The organism is Tistrella arctica (assembly GCF_039630945.1).
GTDB lineage: Bacteria > Pseudomonadota > Alphaproteobacteria > Tistrellales > Tistrellaceae > Tistrella > Tistrella bauzanensis.
The window spans coordinates 154,878-168,635 of sequence record NZ_JBBKTV010000005.1 but is presented as its reverse complement, the minus strand read 5'-3'; the positions used below and the strand labels follow the sequence as shown (position 1 = coordinate 168,635).

11 protein-coding genes are annotated in these 13,758 nt (G+C 68.7%); 7 read left to right on the top strand and 4 right to left on the bottom strand.

Features of this window, described 5'->3' with window-relative positions:
* The first annotated feature begins 285 nt into the window (after window positions 1–285).
* Entirely contained in the window at window positions 286–1,389 is a 1,104-nt protein-coding gene (locus WG924_RS28240; RefSeq protein WP_372045155.1) for an anhydro-N-acetylmuramic acid kinase, read from the top strand.
* 50 nt (window positions 1,390–1,439) lie between these two features.
* Here the strand turns inward: WG924_RS28240 and WG924_RS12440 are convergent, their stop codons facing one another.
* On the bottom strand, window positions 1,440–2,060 hold the full coding sequence (locus WG924_RS12440; RefSeq protein ID WP_345933362.1) for a class I SAM-dependent methyltransferase: 621 nt from the start codon (window positions 2,058–2,060) through the stop codon (window positions 1,440–1,442).
* A gap of 270 nt (window positions 2,061–2,330) precedes the next feature.
* Window positions 2,331–2,825, bottom strand: coding sequence for a MerR family transcriptional regulator (locus WG924_RS12435; RefSeq protein WP_345933361.1), 495 nt, complete (start codon window positions 2,823–2,825; stop codon window positions 2,331–2,333).
* A 163-nt stretch (window positions 2,826–2,988) separates the two neighbouring features.
* On the opposite strand from WG924_RS12435, the gene WG924_RS12430 reads away from it, so the two are divergent.
* Window positions 2,989–5,211: a heavy metal translocating P-type ATPase gene (locus WG924_RS12430; RefSeq protein ID WP_372045154.1), complete on the top strand. Its 2,223-nt coding sequence runs from the start codon at window positions 2,989–2,991 to the stop codon at window positions 5,209–5,211.
* A 19-nt stretch (window positions 5,212–5,230) separates the two neighbouring features.
* Here the strand turns inward: WG924_RS12430 and WG924_RS12425 are convergent, their stop codons facing one another.
* Window positions 5,231–6,349 (bottom strand): MFS transporter, encoded by a 1,119-nt coding sequence (locus tag WG924_RS12425; RefSeq protein WP_345933358.1) that lies wholly within the window; start codon window positions 6,347–6,349, stop codon window positions 5,231–5,233.
* 306 nt (window positions 6,350–6,655) lie between these two features.
* Here WG924_RS12425 and WG924_RS12420 point away from each other — a divergent pair, with 306 nt between their 5' ends.
* From WG924_RS12420 to WG924_RS12400, 5 genes are all read left to right on the top strand, one after another.
* Window positions 6,656–7,903 carry a M24 family metallopeptidase gene (locus WG924_RS12420; RefSeq protein ID WP_345933357.1) on the top strand — a complete coding sequence of 416 codons (1,248 nt, stop codon included), beginning with the start codon at window positions 6,656–6,658 and terminating at the stop codon, window positions 7,901–7,903.
* Between the two features lie 40 nt (window positions 7,904–7,943).
* Window positions 7,944–8,741, top strand: a complete 798-nt coding sequence (locus tag WG924_RS12415) for an IclR family transcriptional regulator (RefSeq protein WP_345933356.1) — start codon at window positions 7,944–7,946, stop codon at window positions 8,739–8,741.
* Window positions 8,742–8,802: 61 nt separating this feature from the next.
* The gene (locus WG924_RS12410; protein ID WP_345933355.1) at window positions 8,803–9,768 is read left to right on the top strand and encodes a TAXI family TRAP transporter solute-binding subunit; all 966 of its coding nucleotides are present in this window, start codon (window positions 8,803–8,805) and stop codon (window positions 9,766–9,768) included.
* A 94-nt stretch (window positions 9,769–9,862) separates the two neighbouring features.
* Window positions 9,863–11,806: a TRAP transporter permease gene (locus tag WG924_RS12405; protein WP_345933354.1), complete on the top strand. Its 1,944-nt coding sequence runs from the start codon at window positions 9,863–9,865 to the stop codon at window positions 11,804–11,806.
* A 33-nt stretch (window positions 11,807–11,839) separates the two neighbouring features.
* Window positions 11,840–13,123, top strand: a complete 1,284-nt coding sequence (locus WG924_RS12400) for a pyridoxal-phosphate dependent enzyme (RefSeq protein WP_345933353.1) — start codon at window positions 11,840–11,842, stop codon at window positions 13,121–13,123.
* A gap of 31 nt (window positions 13,124–13,154) precedes the next feature.
* Here WG924_RS12400 and WG924_RS12395 read toward each other — a convergent pair whose 3' ends face one another.
* Window positions 13,155–13,754: a TetR/AcrR family transcriptional regulator gene (locus WG924_RS12395; protein WP_345933352.1), complete on the bottom strand. Its 600-nt coding sequence runs from the start codon at window positions 13,752–13,754 to the stop codon at window positions 13,155–13,157.
* Between the last annotated feature and the right edge of the window lie 4 nt (window positions 13,755–13,758).

Genomic DNA, 13,758 nt, shown 5'->3' with positions numbered 1-13,758 from the left:
ACCCCGATCCGGGCGGGCCAACTGGTCGATGCGCTGCGCCGGGCTGCGGGCGACGAGGCGGCTGGTCTGGTGCGGATCGCGCCCGATCCGGCGGTCGAGGCGGTGATCGGCGGCTGGCCGGCGGCGCAGGACTGGTCCCGGGCGGCGGCGCTGGGCTTTCCGGCTCCTGCCTCGCTCGATGATATCGCGGCACGGCTGGCGGGGCGCGATCTGCCGCCGGCCATGCGCCCCGATGCACCGTTGATCGCGGCCTCGGCCGAGCAGGGCATCGCCCGGCGCCGGCCGGTGTGGGCGGTCGGGCTGATGAGCGGCACGTCGCTGGACGGTATCGATGCCGCTCTGGTCGAAACCGATGGCGTCGACATCATCGGCTTTGGCCCGACGCTGTTTCAGCCTTATCCCGAGGCGCTGCGTGCCGATCTGGCGGCACTGCTGGGCGGCACTGCGCCGGTGATCGCCGCCGCGCGTGCCGAAGCGGCGTTGACCGAGGCGCAGGCGGCCACCGTTACGGCGCTGCTGGCGGCGGCGCCGGAGATTGCGCCCCATGTCCGGCTGATCGGCTTTCACGGCCAGACCGTGCTGCATCTGCCGGATGAAGGCATCACCGTGCAGCTTGGCGACGGCGCCCGTCTGGCCGCGCGCGCCGGCATCGACACGGTGTCGGATTTCCGGCGGGGCGACATGGCGCGCGGCGGCGAGGGCGCGCCGCTGGTGCCGGTGGTGCATCGGGCGATGATCGCCTGGGCGGGCATTCCGGCACCGGTGGCGGTGCTGAACATCGGCGGCGTCGCCAATCTCACCTTCATCGGCAGCGATGGCGGGCTGCTTGCCTTCGATTGCGGGCCGGGCGGCGCGCTGCTGGATGATCTGATGCGCCGGCGCACAGGTCTGGCCTTCGATGCCGATGGCGGCACGGCGGCGTCGGGGCGTGTCGATGATGGGGTTCTGGCGCGGCTGATGGCCGACCCGTTTTTCGATCGTCTGCCGCCCAAATCGCTGGACCGCGACCGCTTCGCCGGCGCGCTGGATCTGGTGGCGGGGCTGTCGCTGGCCGATGCGGCGGCGACGCTCGCCGCTTTCACCGCAGCGGGCGTCGCCCGTGGTCTCAGCCTGGCGATGGCCGTCGGTGCCGAGCGTCCGTCGCGGGTGCTGCTGGCCGGCGGCGGCCGGCGCAACCGCGCCATCGCTGCCGCCATCGCGGCACGCTCGAACCTGCCGGTGGCCCCCGTGGATGATGCGGGGCTCGATGGTGATGCTCTGGAAGCCCAGGCCTTCGCGGTTCTGGCGGTGCGGGCGGCAGACGGCCTGCCGCTCAGCTATCCCTCAACCACCGCCGCCGCCATGCCGGCGCCGGGTGGGGCGTTGCACAGAGCGGCGCTGGCCAGATGACCGAGCGGCGCTGGCCAGATGACCGGGTGGCGCTGGCAGACGGCCCGGCCTCAGGCTGGCAGGGGCATAAGCCGCGATGAAGGCCGGCGGGTGATGCGATAGACCGTGGCCGGCGGCATATTGCGCCGGGTGGACCCCAGCTTGACCGCCTTCAGGCCCAACCGGTCGAGGATCGCACGGCTGATCGGGCAGCGCAGGCCATAGGTGAATTGATAGAACGCCCCGCCCGGTCGCAGATAGCTGAAGGCGCCGGCCAGGATCGACATCACCTTGCGGGCCGGCATCGACAAGACGGGCAGGCCGCTGACCACCGCGCCGACGCGGGGCGTGTCATAAAGATGATGCTGCCGCAGCCGGGCGGCATCTGCCTGCACGACCCGGGCCTCGGGGAAGCGATTGCTCAACAGGCCGGCGAAGTCGGCGCCGAACTCGATCAGGGTCAGGTCGCGCTGATGCACGCCCCGGTCGATCAGCGCGCGGGTGAACACGCCGGTGCCGGGGCCCAGTTCCAGAACCGGGCCGGTCTGGGCCGAAACCTCGCTGGTGATCAGCGCGGCCAGGCCCGCTCCCGACGGCATCACCGATGCAACCCGCAACGGATCCGCGATCCAGGCCCGGAAGAAGGGCAGGAAATCTCCGCCGATCCGGCGCGCCCTCGCGACCGCCGCCATATCGTCGCCCAAACGCGTTGCAGACCGGCTGCCGCCGGAGCACGTGACCGATTTCATTGAAACGCCGCCATTCGGATCATCAACAGATGCGGACGCGGCTGTATCGCCTCCGCTGCACCGGGCCGCGAACCTGGGCCCACCAAAGCGCCTATTCGATACCACATCGGCGCGTGGCAGGCTTGGGCTTCGTTGCGGCCCGCCATGAATTTTGCACGGCGACGACGGCCATCGCAATCACCCGTCCCGGGTGCTGCCGGCACAGGCGCCGGATCAGTACGCGTCCTGGCCACGCGCGGTCCCGGCCAGCGGCTGTTCCGCGGCCTGCTCGTGATGGGTGACGCAATGGCCGTGGCTGTGGTCGGCCAGAACCTCGATCACCCGGCAATCGGCGATGGTGCCGGTGCGGGCGTGGTCGCAGAGCATACGTTCCAGCTCGGTGCGCAGGGCGTCCAGGCGGGTGATCCGGGCTTCCACGGCGGCGAGCTGGTCGCGGGCGATGCGGTCGGCGGTGGCGCAGGGGTGATCGGGATGATCCGCCACTTTCAACAATTCGCGGATCGCATCCAAGGGAAAGCCCAGTTCCCGGGCATGGCGGATGAAGGCCAGCCGGTCCAGATGGGCGCGGCCGTAGATGCGCTGATTGCCGGCACTGCGGGCGGCTTCGGGCAGAAGACCGATCTGCTCGTAATAACGGATCGTCTGCACCTTGGCACCGGTGGCGCGAGCGAGCGCGCCGATGCTGTGGCCAATGGTCTGCACTGTCATCCGGTTCCGCCTTCGCTGTCTCTGACCTTGCCGGCCATACCTGTCTCTGACGCCATATGGGTTGCGAGGCCGTCGCAAGAAAGGGCTTGAAGCTACAATCGCTGTAGGTCTTAGGCTGCAGGCCATGAACCGAAGCCGCCGGAGACCGACTATCATGCGCCAGATGGCCCCCCATGATCATCACATCGCAAGCCCGGGTGGCGCGCAGCCGCCGCTGCGCCTTGCCGTCGGCGGCATGGACTGCGCGTCCTGTGCGATGAAGATCGAGCGCGCCGTCGGCCGGGTGGCGCCAGGTGCCGAGGTCAGCGTCAACGTGCCGCAGGGCATCGTGCGGGTGGAGGCAGTTAACGCCACCCGGCCGCTGGATCGCGCGGCCGTGACCGCGGCGATCACGGCGCTGGGTTATAGCGTCGCGCCGGCCGGCGGCGGCGATGCCGTGGCGGGTGCATCCCGCCATGGCCATGACCATGATGCCGCCGCCCCGGCCGATGCTCATGATCATGGCGCGGCGGCCGATGCCGGGCCATGGTGGCAGACGGCCAAGGCGCGGATGGTCGGGCTGGCGGGTGGCGCGCTGGCCCTGGCCACGATATTGGATCTGCTGTGGCCGGCCGCCGGGTCCTGGCCGTTTGTGGCGGCGGCCCTGATCGGTCTGGTGCCGGTTGCGCGCGCGGCGATCAGGGCCGCCCGTGCCGGATCGGTGTTGACCATCGAGATGCTGATGACCATCGCGGCCGTGGGCGCGCTGGCGATCGATGCGGCCGGCGAGGCGGCGACGGTGGTGTTTCTGTTCGCGGTGGGCGAGATGCTGGAAGGGGTCGCGGCCAGCCGCGCCCGGCGCGGCATCCGCGCCTTGGCGGATCTGGTGCCGCGCACCGCGCGACGCATCGGCACCGATGGCCGGGTTGCCGAGGTTCCGGCCGCGGGGCTCGGCATCGGTGATCGGGTGCTGGTGCGGCCCGGCGACCGGATGCCCGCCGACGGCCGGATCGTCGAGGGTGCGGCCCTTATCGACGAAAGCCCGGTGAACGGCGAATCCGTGGCGCGTGAAAAGGGCGAGGGCGACGATGTCTTCGCCGGCACCGTGGTGCAGGATCGTGCGCTGACGGTTGAGGTGACCGCCGCTGCCGCCGACAACACCATCGCCCGGATCATCCGGCTGGTCGAGGAGGCGCAGGAGTCGAAGGCGCCGGTCGCCCGCTTCATCGACCGTTTCGCCCGCGTCTATATGCCGGTGGCGGTGGGGCTGGCGCTGGCGACGGCGGTTCTGCCGCCGCTGGTGGCGGGGGCCGACTGGACGACCTGGATCTATCGCGGGCTGACTCTGCTGCTGATTGCCTGCCCCTGCGCGCTGGTGATCTCCACCCCGGCCGCGATCGCCGCAGGGCTTGCCGCAGGGGCCCGGCGCGGGCTGTTGATCAAGGGGGGTGCGGTGCTGGAAGGTCTGGCCGGCATCCGCATGGTGGCCTTCGACAAGACCGGCACCCTGACCGAAGGCCGGCCACGGGTGGTGGCGGTGACCGGCTTCGGCATCGACGAGGGCGAGGTCGTGCGGCTGGCGGCGGCGCTTGAAACCGGCGCCTCCCATCCGATTGCCCGCGCCATTCTGGACCGGGCCGCTCTGGATGGGGCCGCTCTGGATGGGGGCCTGGATCTGCCGCAGGCGCGCGCTGTGACCGCCATTGCCGGCCGCGGCCTGTCGGGCGAGGTCGAGGGCCGGTCACTGCTGCTGGGTGCCGCCCATGGCCTGAATGATCCGGCGCTCGACGCCGCCGTGTCGGCGGCGGGGGAAAACGGCTGGAGCATCGCTGTGTTGAGCGAGGCCGGCCGGCCGCTGGGCCTGATCGCGATGGAGGATGCGCCGCGCGCCGATGCCCGGGCGGGGTTGGATGCACTGGCAGCACACGGGGTTCAGGTGGTCATGCTGACCGGCGACACGCCGGCGGCGGCGGCGGCGGCCGGCCGCGCGCTGGGGATCACCGCCCATGGCGGGCTGCTGCCCGAAGACAAGGCGCGGATCGTGCGCGAGATGCAGGCGGCGGGACAGGGGCCGGTCGCGAAGCTTGGTGACGGCATCAATGATGCGCCGGCGCTGGCGGCGGCAACGGTGGGCATCGCCATGGGCGGCGGCACCGATGTGGCACTGGAAACCGCCGATGCGGCCCTGCTGGAAAACCGTGTGGGCGGTGTGGCCGATCTGATCGGGCTGGCGCGCCGGGTGATGGCGGTGATCCGCCAGAACGTCGCCATCGCCATCGGCCTGAAGCTGGTGTTTCTGGCCACGACCATCATCGGGCTGACCGGCATGTGGCCGGCGATCCTGGCCGATACCGGCGCCACCGTGCTGGTCACCGCCAACGCGCTGCGCCTGTTGCGCCGCCGCTGAGCCTCACTCCCCCAGGCCCTCACGCCTGCTGACCCGGGTGCCGGCGACCCAGGCGGGCGATGCCGATCGCGCCCGCCACCGCGCCGCCGGTCATCGCGGCGACAAAGCCGTGATCCGGCCAGACCGACATCGCAGCGCCGGCCACCGCGGGCCCGATCATGGCGCCGGCCTGATACATGATCAGGAAGGCGGCATTGGCCACCGCCAGATCCTGCGGCCGGACCTGATCGCCGATCACGGTAAGCGACAGGGTATAGAAGCCGACCAGCAACCCGCCGGCCAGGAACACCACCGGTCCGAGCAGAGCCGGATGGGCCGTGGCGGCGGGCAGGGTGGCGATAACGGCCGCCACCACCAGGGCCAGCGCCACCAGCAGACGCCGCCGGTCCAGCCGGTCGGCCAGCCAGCCGATGGCGAATTGCAGCATGATCCCGCCCAGGATCAGGGTGGAGAGCAGGCGCAGCGCCTGGTTCTCGCCGATGCCGGCCTGGATGAGCTGGTTGGGCAGCAGGGAGAAATGGCTCATCTCCAGCAGCCCGCCCAGCATCGCCCCGGCCATGGCCGCGGGTGCGAGGCGGATGGCGCCGAAGACGCTGGTCTCAGGGTGTTGCGGCAGCGCCGGGGCAAGCCGCGCCGCGGCCAGGATCGGCACCACCGACAGCACCGCACCGCCGATGCCGAGCAGAAATGGCGTCCAGCCGGTGACGCCCACCGCTTCCAGCAGGATCGGCCCCGTGGCGAAGCCGCCGAACACCGCCATCGAATAGAGCGCGATCATCCGGCCGCGGCGCGCGTCGGTGGTGACGGTGTTGATCCAGGTCTCGCCCACCAGCCAGGGCAGGGCGATGCCGGCGCCCATCAGGAAGCGCAGCACCAGCCAGGGCACCACGCCCGGCAGCAATGCCATGGCGATGAAGCACAGGATCTCCACCGTGCAGCCGATCACGATCGCGCGCACGGCACCCAGCCTGCCGGCAAGGCGCGGGAACACCGGCAGCAGCAGGAAGATCGCCAGCGCCGGCACGCTGCCGGCGAGGCCGGTGAGCCAGGGGGCCGCCCCCCAGACCTCGAAATTCAGCGACACCAGCGGATAGCCGATGCCGTAGGACAGTCCGACCCCGAAGGAGGACAGGATCACGGCCGATATGCTGAGCATCGGACGCCGGACGGGGGACTGGCGGACGGGGGGCTGCCTGACGGGGGACTGGCGGACGGGGGACTGCCGGATAGGCCCGGCATCGCAGGGGAGCATTGAAGAGCACTTTCACAGACCAACGGTCTGTGTATGATCTTCGCAGACCATTGGTCTGTCAATGACGCCCAAGCATCGTCGACCTATCCACCCGCACATCCGTATGCCGAGGAGAGGCTCTTGACTCCCTCGGAGCAAGACGGCTAGGCTGACTCAATAATGAAACACAAGATCAAATATAGGAACATATGGATGCTGGATGGCGGCGAGGACATCGGGATGAAGGCGGCAACACCGGCGCATCGCTCGGAACGCGCGGCACAGGTCGCAGGCAGCATGGCGCTGGCCGGCCAGGTGCGGGAGAGATGCTTTGCCGAGGTCGGGGATGCCGTCGACGTGGTGGTCTCGTGCCATGCGGCGCATAAGGGCTATCTGAGCGGCTATTTCAGCATCGTCCACGACCTCAACCCGCGTTACCTCAGCGCGGTGATCGCCACCCGCGATACCGTGGCCCTGGTCGTGAGCGCGTCGGATGCCGGCCCGGCCCTGGAAGACTTCGGCAACCCCGACCGGATTTTCCGCTATGGCTTCTTCTGTTTCGAACAGGTCGAAGGGGCGGGCGCCGGGGGCTATGACCTGCCGGGCTTTCCGTCGTTCGACGCGGCGCTGCTCGCCGCACTGCGCGACATCGCGGGCGACGCCCGGACCATCGGGATCGACCGTTCCGGCGATGACAGAGCCTGGGCCGTGATCGCCGGAGGCATGACCGCGCATGTGCTGACCGACATCACCGCCGCGATTGCCCGGAGCCGGCGCCACAAGCTGCCGGGTGAGGTCGAGCGGATCCGCCAGGCGACCAGGCTGGTCGAGACCGGGCTTCTCAAGGTGGCCGATCAGTTCGCCCCGGGCATGACCGAACTGGACATGGCCGCCATCATCACCGCCGGGATGGTCGCCGGCGGCGCCGTTCCCCGCTTCGTCAGCGTGACCTCGGGTCCGCGCTCCGCCCTGGCGGACGCCTATGCGACCGCGCGTCGCGTGATTCCCGGAGACCTGATCCGGATCGATGCCGGGTGCATCTATCAGGGATACGCGTCCGACATGGCGCGCACCTTCGTCTTCGGCGCACCGGATGCCGGGCAGGCGCGCTGCTACGCCGCGATTCGTGCGGGCATCGAGTATGAGCTGGCGGTCATCCGCGACGGCCTGGATGTCGCGGATCTGTTCAACGAGACGGTGCGGGTCGTCCGCGAGAACGGCATCCCGTCCTATCGGCGGCAGCATGTCGGCCACGGCATCGGCCTTGGCGGCGGCTATGACATGCCGGTTCTGAGCCCGCACACGGTGGACAGTATCGAGGCCGGCATGTGCCTCTGCGTCGAGACGCCGTATTACCGGATCGGTTGGGGCGGAATGATGATCGAGGACACCATCCTGGTCACCCGCGAGGGTTACGAGCCCATCACCACCATCCCCCGCGACCTGATCTGTGTCGGCTGATCCGGCCGGCATACGGCGACATGAGCAAGGACACACGCCTTTGAGCAATGGCAATCAATCCCTGCAGCGCGGTCTGGCGATCCTGTCTGAACTGGAGCGCGCCGCCGAAAGCCTGGGCGTTCGTGAGATCGGTCGCCGTCTGGACCTGAACCCCGCGACGACGCAGCGACTGGTGAACACGCTTCTGGACGAAGGTTTCCTCGCCCGCGACACGGAACGGAACCGCTATTCGCTGGGCTACAAGGCCCTGTCGCTGGGCACATCGCTGCTGAACGACAACCGTCTGGTGTCGTCGTCGATGGAAGTTCTGCAGGGGCTGACCCAGGCGCTGGAGGTCAACACCTTCCTCGGCTCGCTGCTGGGCGATCAGGTCGTGTACCTGCTGTCCCTGCAGAGCCAGGGGCCGATTTCGATCAATTCCCGGACGGGGCAGCCGCTTGCCCTGCATTCCACGGCGCTGGCCAAGGTCATTCTTGCGGACCTGCCGGACAGCCGGGCGCTGGCGCTGATCCGCGCGCGGCCCCTCGCCCGGTTCACCGGGCGCACCATCACCGGTGAAGATGCGCTGCTCGAACACCTGCACGAGATCCGGCGTCAGGGCTATGCCACGGCGATCGGCGAGAACCTGACCGGCATCGACTCGGTCGGTGCCGTGGTCCGCGGCTCGAACGGTCAGGTGGCCGGCGCGATCAGTGCCGCTTATGCCCCGACGCTTCAGCCGGGGATCCGGTTCGACGAGCTGACATCGAGGATCGTCGAGGCGGCCCGGGAAATTTCCCTCCGGCTCGGCTGCCCGGCATCGGCCCTGCCGGGAGAGAGGCGCGCAGCGGCCGGCTGATGAACGGCATCGGCCGACCAAGTCAAAATCAGGCGATAAGCCAAAGGCCAGGGAGACTGACATGGACCGCAACCGACTTCTTGCGACGTGCCGCATCGCGGCACTCGCGGTCACGGCGTGCTTTGCGATGACGGCGGTGCTGCATGCCGAAGACAAGCCCCGCAGCCTCACGATCTTCACCTCGGTATCCGGCAGCAGTTGGTATGGCATCGGGGCCGGCATGGCCGAGATTTTCGCGAAGAACGGTGTTCCCGCCAATCCGGAGCTTGGGGCGGGCCTCTCCAATGTCGCCAATGTCGGTTATCACAAGGGCGAACTCGGCTTCACGGTCGCGCCGGCGTTGACCGTCGCCGCCCGCGGTCAGGCGCCGTTCCCTGAGCCGATCAGGAATGTGCAGGTCGTCGCCGGCCTCTCCAGTTCCCTGATGCATGTCTTCGTCAACCGGGATGCGGGCATCGCCTCGTTCGGCGATCTGGCCGGCCGGCCGTTCATGACCCAGCGTCCGGGCACGATCTCGGCGATCGTGTTCGCCGAAGCGCTGAAAGCGGCGGGCCTGGACGAGTCCGACCTGAAGCTCTCGGCCGGCGATCTCAACGAACAGACCGACGCGATGAAGGATCGCCGCGTCGAGGGCATGATCTCGGTCGCGTCCTATCCCTCAAGCTGGGGCAACGAGCTGGCGAACACGGTGCCGCTGACGCTTCTGCCGGTGACCGACGAGGCTTACGCGACGCTCAAGAGCGACATGCCGACGCTTGGCCGCGCGGTGATCAGGGCCGGCGTCTACGCGGGCCAGGATGTCGATGTCCCGACCGTCAGCGCGCAGATGGTGGTGGTCGCGGCAGCGGACATGGCCGAGGGCGAAGCCTATTGGATCGCCAGGACTCTGACCGAAAATCTCGACACCCTGAAGACGGTGCACGGCTCGTTTCATGATCTGACGGTGCAGGATCTGGCCAATGTCGCGGGCGGGCATCTGCATCCCGGGGCCGAGAAATACTACCGCGAGATCGGCGCCCTCAAATAGGTGCGGCAAACACGTGCGAGCCCGCTCAAGGCGGCCTGCTCAATACAGATCGAGCGGGCCGGCCGCTCCACGCCCCGCCGTCAGGTCAGATCACATGCAACGCAATGACACCACTTCGCACACCATCCCGCCGGCAACTGCCGTCCCGACCCTGAACGGGGGCTGGTGGCATGTCGCGGTGCAGATGCGGCGGCTGGCCGCCTGTCTGGCCCTGTCGCTGTCCGCCTATCATCTGGTCGTGGCGGTGGTGGGGCCGCCGATCACCGAGGCCCATCGTGCCACGCATGTCATGCTGGGGCTTGCGGTCCTGTTCTGCCTTGGCACGATCTCCACCACCGAAACCCGTCGGCCGCGCCAGATCGTGATCGATCTCGCCTTCCTCGGCGCGATCCTGATCCCCGCCGGCTATATCGTCGTCAACGCCTATGGCGTGGCCTCGCGGATGCTCTATGTCACGCCGGTCACGCCCGCGCAGGAAATCCTGGGCTGGGTGGTCGTGGTGGCGACCCTGGAGGCGACGCGGCGGCTGCTGGGCTGGCCGATGGTGATCCTCAGCCTGATCTTCCTGATCTACACCCAGGCAGGCCCCCATCTGCCATACCCATTCTGGCATCGCGGCTATCCGATCGACCAGGTGATCGAACAGATCTATCTCAGCGTCGACGGGTTGTGGGGCATCCCGATCGGGGCCTCGGCCAGCTATATCTTCCTGTTCGTCCTGTTCGGCGCGCTTCTGGTCTCGTCGGGGGCGGGAACCTTCTTCAGCCGCTTCGCCAATGCGCTGACCGGCAATGTCACCGGCGGGCCGGCCAAGACCGCGGTCCTGTCCAGCGCGATGATGAGCATGCTGTCCGGCAGTTCGACCGCCAATGTCGTCACCACCGGCTCCTTCACCATCCCGGCGATGAGAACCTATGGCTACAACCGCGAATTCGCGGCCGGCGTGGAGGCGGTCGCCTCGACCGGCGGGCTGATCACGCCGCCGGTCATGGGCGCTGCCGCCTTCATCATGGCGGATTTCCTGGGCCTGTCATATTCGGACATCATGAAAGCGGCCGTGATTCCGGCCTTCCTCTATTTCGTGGCGATCTTCATCGCCGTCGACGTCGAGGCCCGGCGCAACCGGCTGACGCCGCCCGAAGGGGCCGGGGTCGAGAGCATCCGGCAGATCCTGAAGGACGGGCTGTTCATGCTGCTGCCGTTGGGGGTGATGATCGCCACGCTGCTTCAGGGGCTGACACCGTCCCTGGCCGGCCTCTATGGCATCGCGGCCTTTCTGCTCTCTCTGGCCGTCCGCTATTGGCGGGAACCACGCCGGATCGTCTCGATCTTCCTGGATGCCGCGATCGAGGCGCCGAAGATGATGGCGCCGGTCATTGCCGCCTGTGCCGTCGGCGGCATCATCGCCGGCATCATCTCGCTGACCGGTCTGGGGGTGCGGTTCACCAGCATCATCGCCTATGTGGCGGGCGACAGCGCCATCCTGTTTCTGGCCCTGACCATGATCGTGGCGGTGGTTCTCGGCATGGGCATGCCGACCTCGGCGGTCTATATCATCCTGGCGTCGATCCTGGCGCCCGGCATGGTGGCACTCGGCTTCCAGCCGCTGGCGGCGCATATGTTCATCTTCTTCGGCGCGGTGATGTCGAACATCACGCCGCCCCTCGCCATCGCCTCGTTCGCCGCCGCCGCCGTCGCCGGGGGCGATCCGTGGCGGACCAGCGTATACGCGGTCAAGATGGGGGTCGGTGTCTTCCTGCTGCCCTTCATCTTCGTCTATGAACCGGCGCTGCTGGGGCAGGGAAGCCTGCTGGAGGTCGCTCACGCCATGCTGACCGCCATGGCTGGCATCGCCATCCTGTCGGTCGCCGCCACCGGGTGGTTTCTGCGGCCGCTGCACCCGGTGATGCGGCTGATCCTGGCGGCCGGTTCGATCGGCATGATCTTTCCCGGCATCTTGAGCGACGTGCTGGGCCTCGCCGCCGTCGCCTCGGTCACGCTCATGCTGTGGGTACAGCGCCGGCGCGCGGCGACCTGACCGCCCCCGCCGTCACAGAACAGGATATCGGCCATGCCGGAACGACACCCGAACGCCAAGGTGGCCGGGTATGAATGCCTGCGCTGCGGCGCAGGCTATCCCGCCGATCATCGGATCGATTCCACCGGCTGCGGCATCTGCCGGGCCGACGCCCCCTCGAACCTGGAGGTGGTCTATACCGCCGAGAGCCTCGCACGACGGACCATGCCGACGCTGTCGGTGGATGGCGGCCTTGCCGCCTTCGCCGATTACCTGCCGGTCGAGGCCTGCGAGATGGTGAGCCTCGGCGAAGGACACACGCCCCTGATCCGGGCGAATGGGCTTGGCGCGCGGCTGGGCATCGACGATCTGCAGATCAAGGATGAGAGCCGCAATCCGACATGGTCGCACAAGGACAGGTTCTCGGCCGTTGCCGTGTCCTTCGCGAAGCGGCAGGGCCACCGCTTCATCGCGACCGCCTCGTCCGGGAATGCCGGAGCCTCGCTCGCCGCCTATGCCGCCAGGGCCGGGCTCAACTGTCTGGTGGTCACCTTCGAAGGCGCGCCGGGGCCGGTGGTCGATCAGATCAGACGTTATGGCGCCGTGGTGGTGGAACTTGCCGACAAGACCAGGCGCTGGCCGATTCTGGCCGAGGGGGCCGCACGGTTCGGCTGGTTCGTGACCTCGCCCTTCCAGGCGCCGGTGGTCGGCAGTCATCCTTACGGGATCGAAGGCTATAAGACGATCGCCTATGAGATCGTCGCCCGCCAGCAGGGGCGGGTGCCCGACTGGGTCGTCGTGCCCGCCGCCTATGGCGACAATCTCCGCGGCATCTGGCGGGGCTTCTGCGATCTTCAGGCAGCCGGGCTGACCGATCGCCTGCCGAAGATGGCTGCGGCCGAGATCCATGGATCGGTCAGGGACAGCCTTGCCCGGCCGGGCGATGCGCTGGTAACGAGCCGGCCCCGGTCCCCGACCCAGGCCCTGTCGATCGGCACGGTGCAGGGAACCTTCCAGTCGCTGCTCTCGGTGCGCCGGTCAGGCGGGGTTGCCGAGGTGGTCGCCGATGCGGCACTCTGGCAGGCGCAGGCCGATCTTGCCCGCCACGAGGGCATCTTCGGGGAATTGTCGAGCATGGCATCGATCGCCGCCGCCGGTCAGTTGCGGCAGCGCGGGGTCATCGGCCCGGAGGAGAGCGTGGTCTGTATCATGACCGCGAGCGGCCTGAAGGATATCGATCAGCGGCCGCCGCGGCCGACGACCCGCCACACGCTGGCAGGCGGTCTCGACGAGGTTCTGCGCCGTCTGGCCGCCGAATTCGGCACCGGCTTCTCCTGATACCGGCGCCCATTCCGGGCTCACCCCCTTGTCAGGCGGGCGCGCAGTAAAGCTCGATCATCTCCCGCATCGCGGCACGGGCGGCGTCCAGCGCCTGGAGGCGCACGCCGTTCTCGCCCAGGATATCGTCGGCCAGATAATCCGAGGCCGCCATCAGCATGGTGCCGAGCAGATCGGGATGGCGGCTGCGCAGCCGGCCGGCCGCCGCCAGCGCGCGGATCGCGCTTTCCGAGGTCTCCAGACAATGGCTGCGGCTGACGGCGATCCAGTCGCTCCAGCCCAGCACCATCAGCCCGTCGCGATAGATCAGGCGGTGCAGGCCGGGTTCAGCGCAGATGATGTCGAAAAAGCCGTCGAAGGCGAGGATCAGTGCCAGGCGGGGGTCGGTTGCACCCGCGGCGCGGGCCGAAAGGCGGCATTCGATGTCAGCGCTCACCGCGACGAAGGCGGCGCGAAACACCGCCTTCTTGTCGGTGAAGTGATGATAGAACCCACCCTTGGTGACGCCGGCGGCGGCCAGGATGTCGGCCAGCGTCACCGCCTCGAAGCCGCGTTCGGTGAACAGGCGGCAGGCCTCGGACAGGATCCGCGCGCGGGTCCGCTCCTTCTGTGCCTGCCGTTGCCCGGTCACCGCG

Excerpts from the sequence above, each read along its gene's own strand:
- WG924_RS12435 (WP_345933361.1), bottom strand. The coding sequence starts at position 2,825 with ATGACAGTGCAGACCATTGGCCACAGCATCGGCGCGCTCGCTCGCGCC.
- WG924_RS12400 (WP_345933353.1), top strand. The coding sequence starts at position 11,840 with ATGCCGGAACGACACCCGAACGCCAAGGTGGCCGGGTATGAATGCCTG.
- WG924_RS12420 (WP_345933357.1), top strand. The coding sequence starts at position 6,656 with ATGCTGGATGGCGGCGAGGACATCGGGATGAAGGCGGCAACACCGGCG.
- WG924_RS12440 (WP_345933362.1), bottom strand. The coding sequence starts at position 2,060 with ATGGCGGCGGTCGCGAGGGCGCGCCGGATCGGCGGAGATTTCCTGCCC.
- WG924_RS12410 (WP_345933355.1), top strand. The coding sequence starts at position 8,803 with ATGGACCGCAACCGACTTCTTGCGACGTGCCGCATCGCGGCACTCGCG.
- WG924_RS12405 (WP_345933354.1), top strand. The coding sequence starts at position 9,863 with ATGCAACGCAATGACACCACTTCGCACACCATCCCGCCGGCAACTGCC.
- WG924_RS12430 (WP_372045154.1), top strand. The coding sequence starts at position 2,989 with ATGGCCCCCCATGATCATCACATCGCAAGCCCGGGTGGCGCGCAGCCG.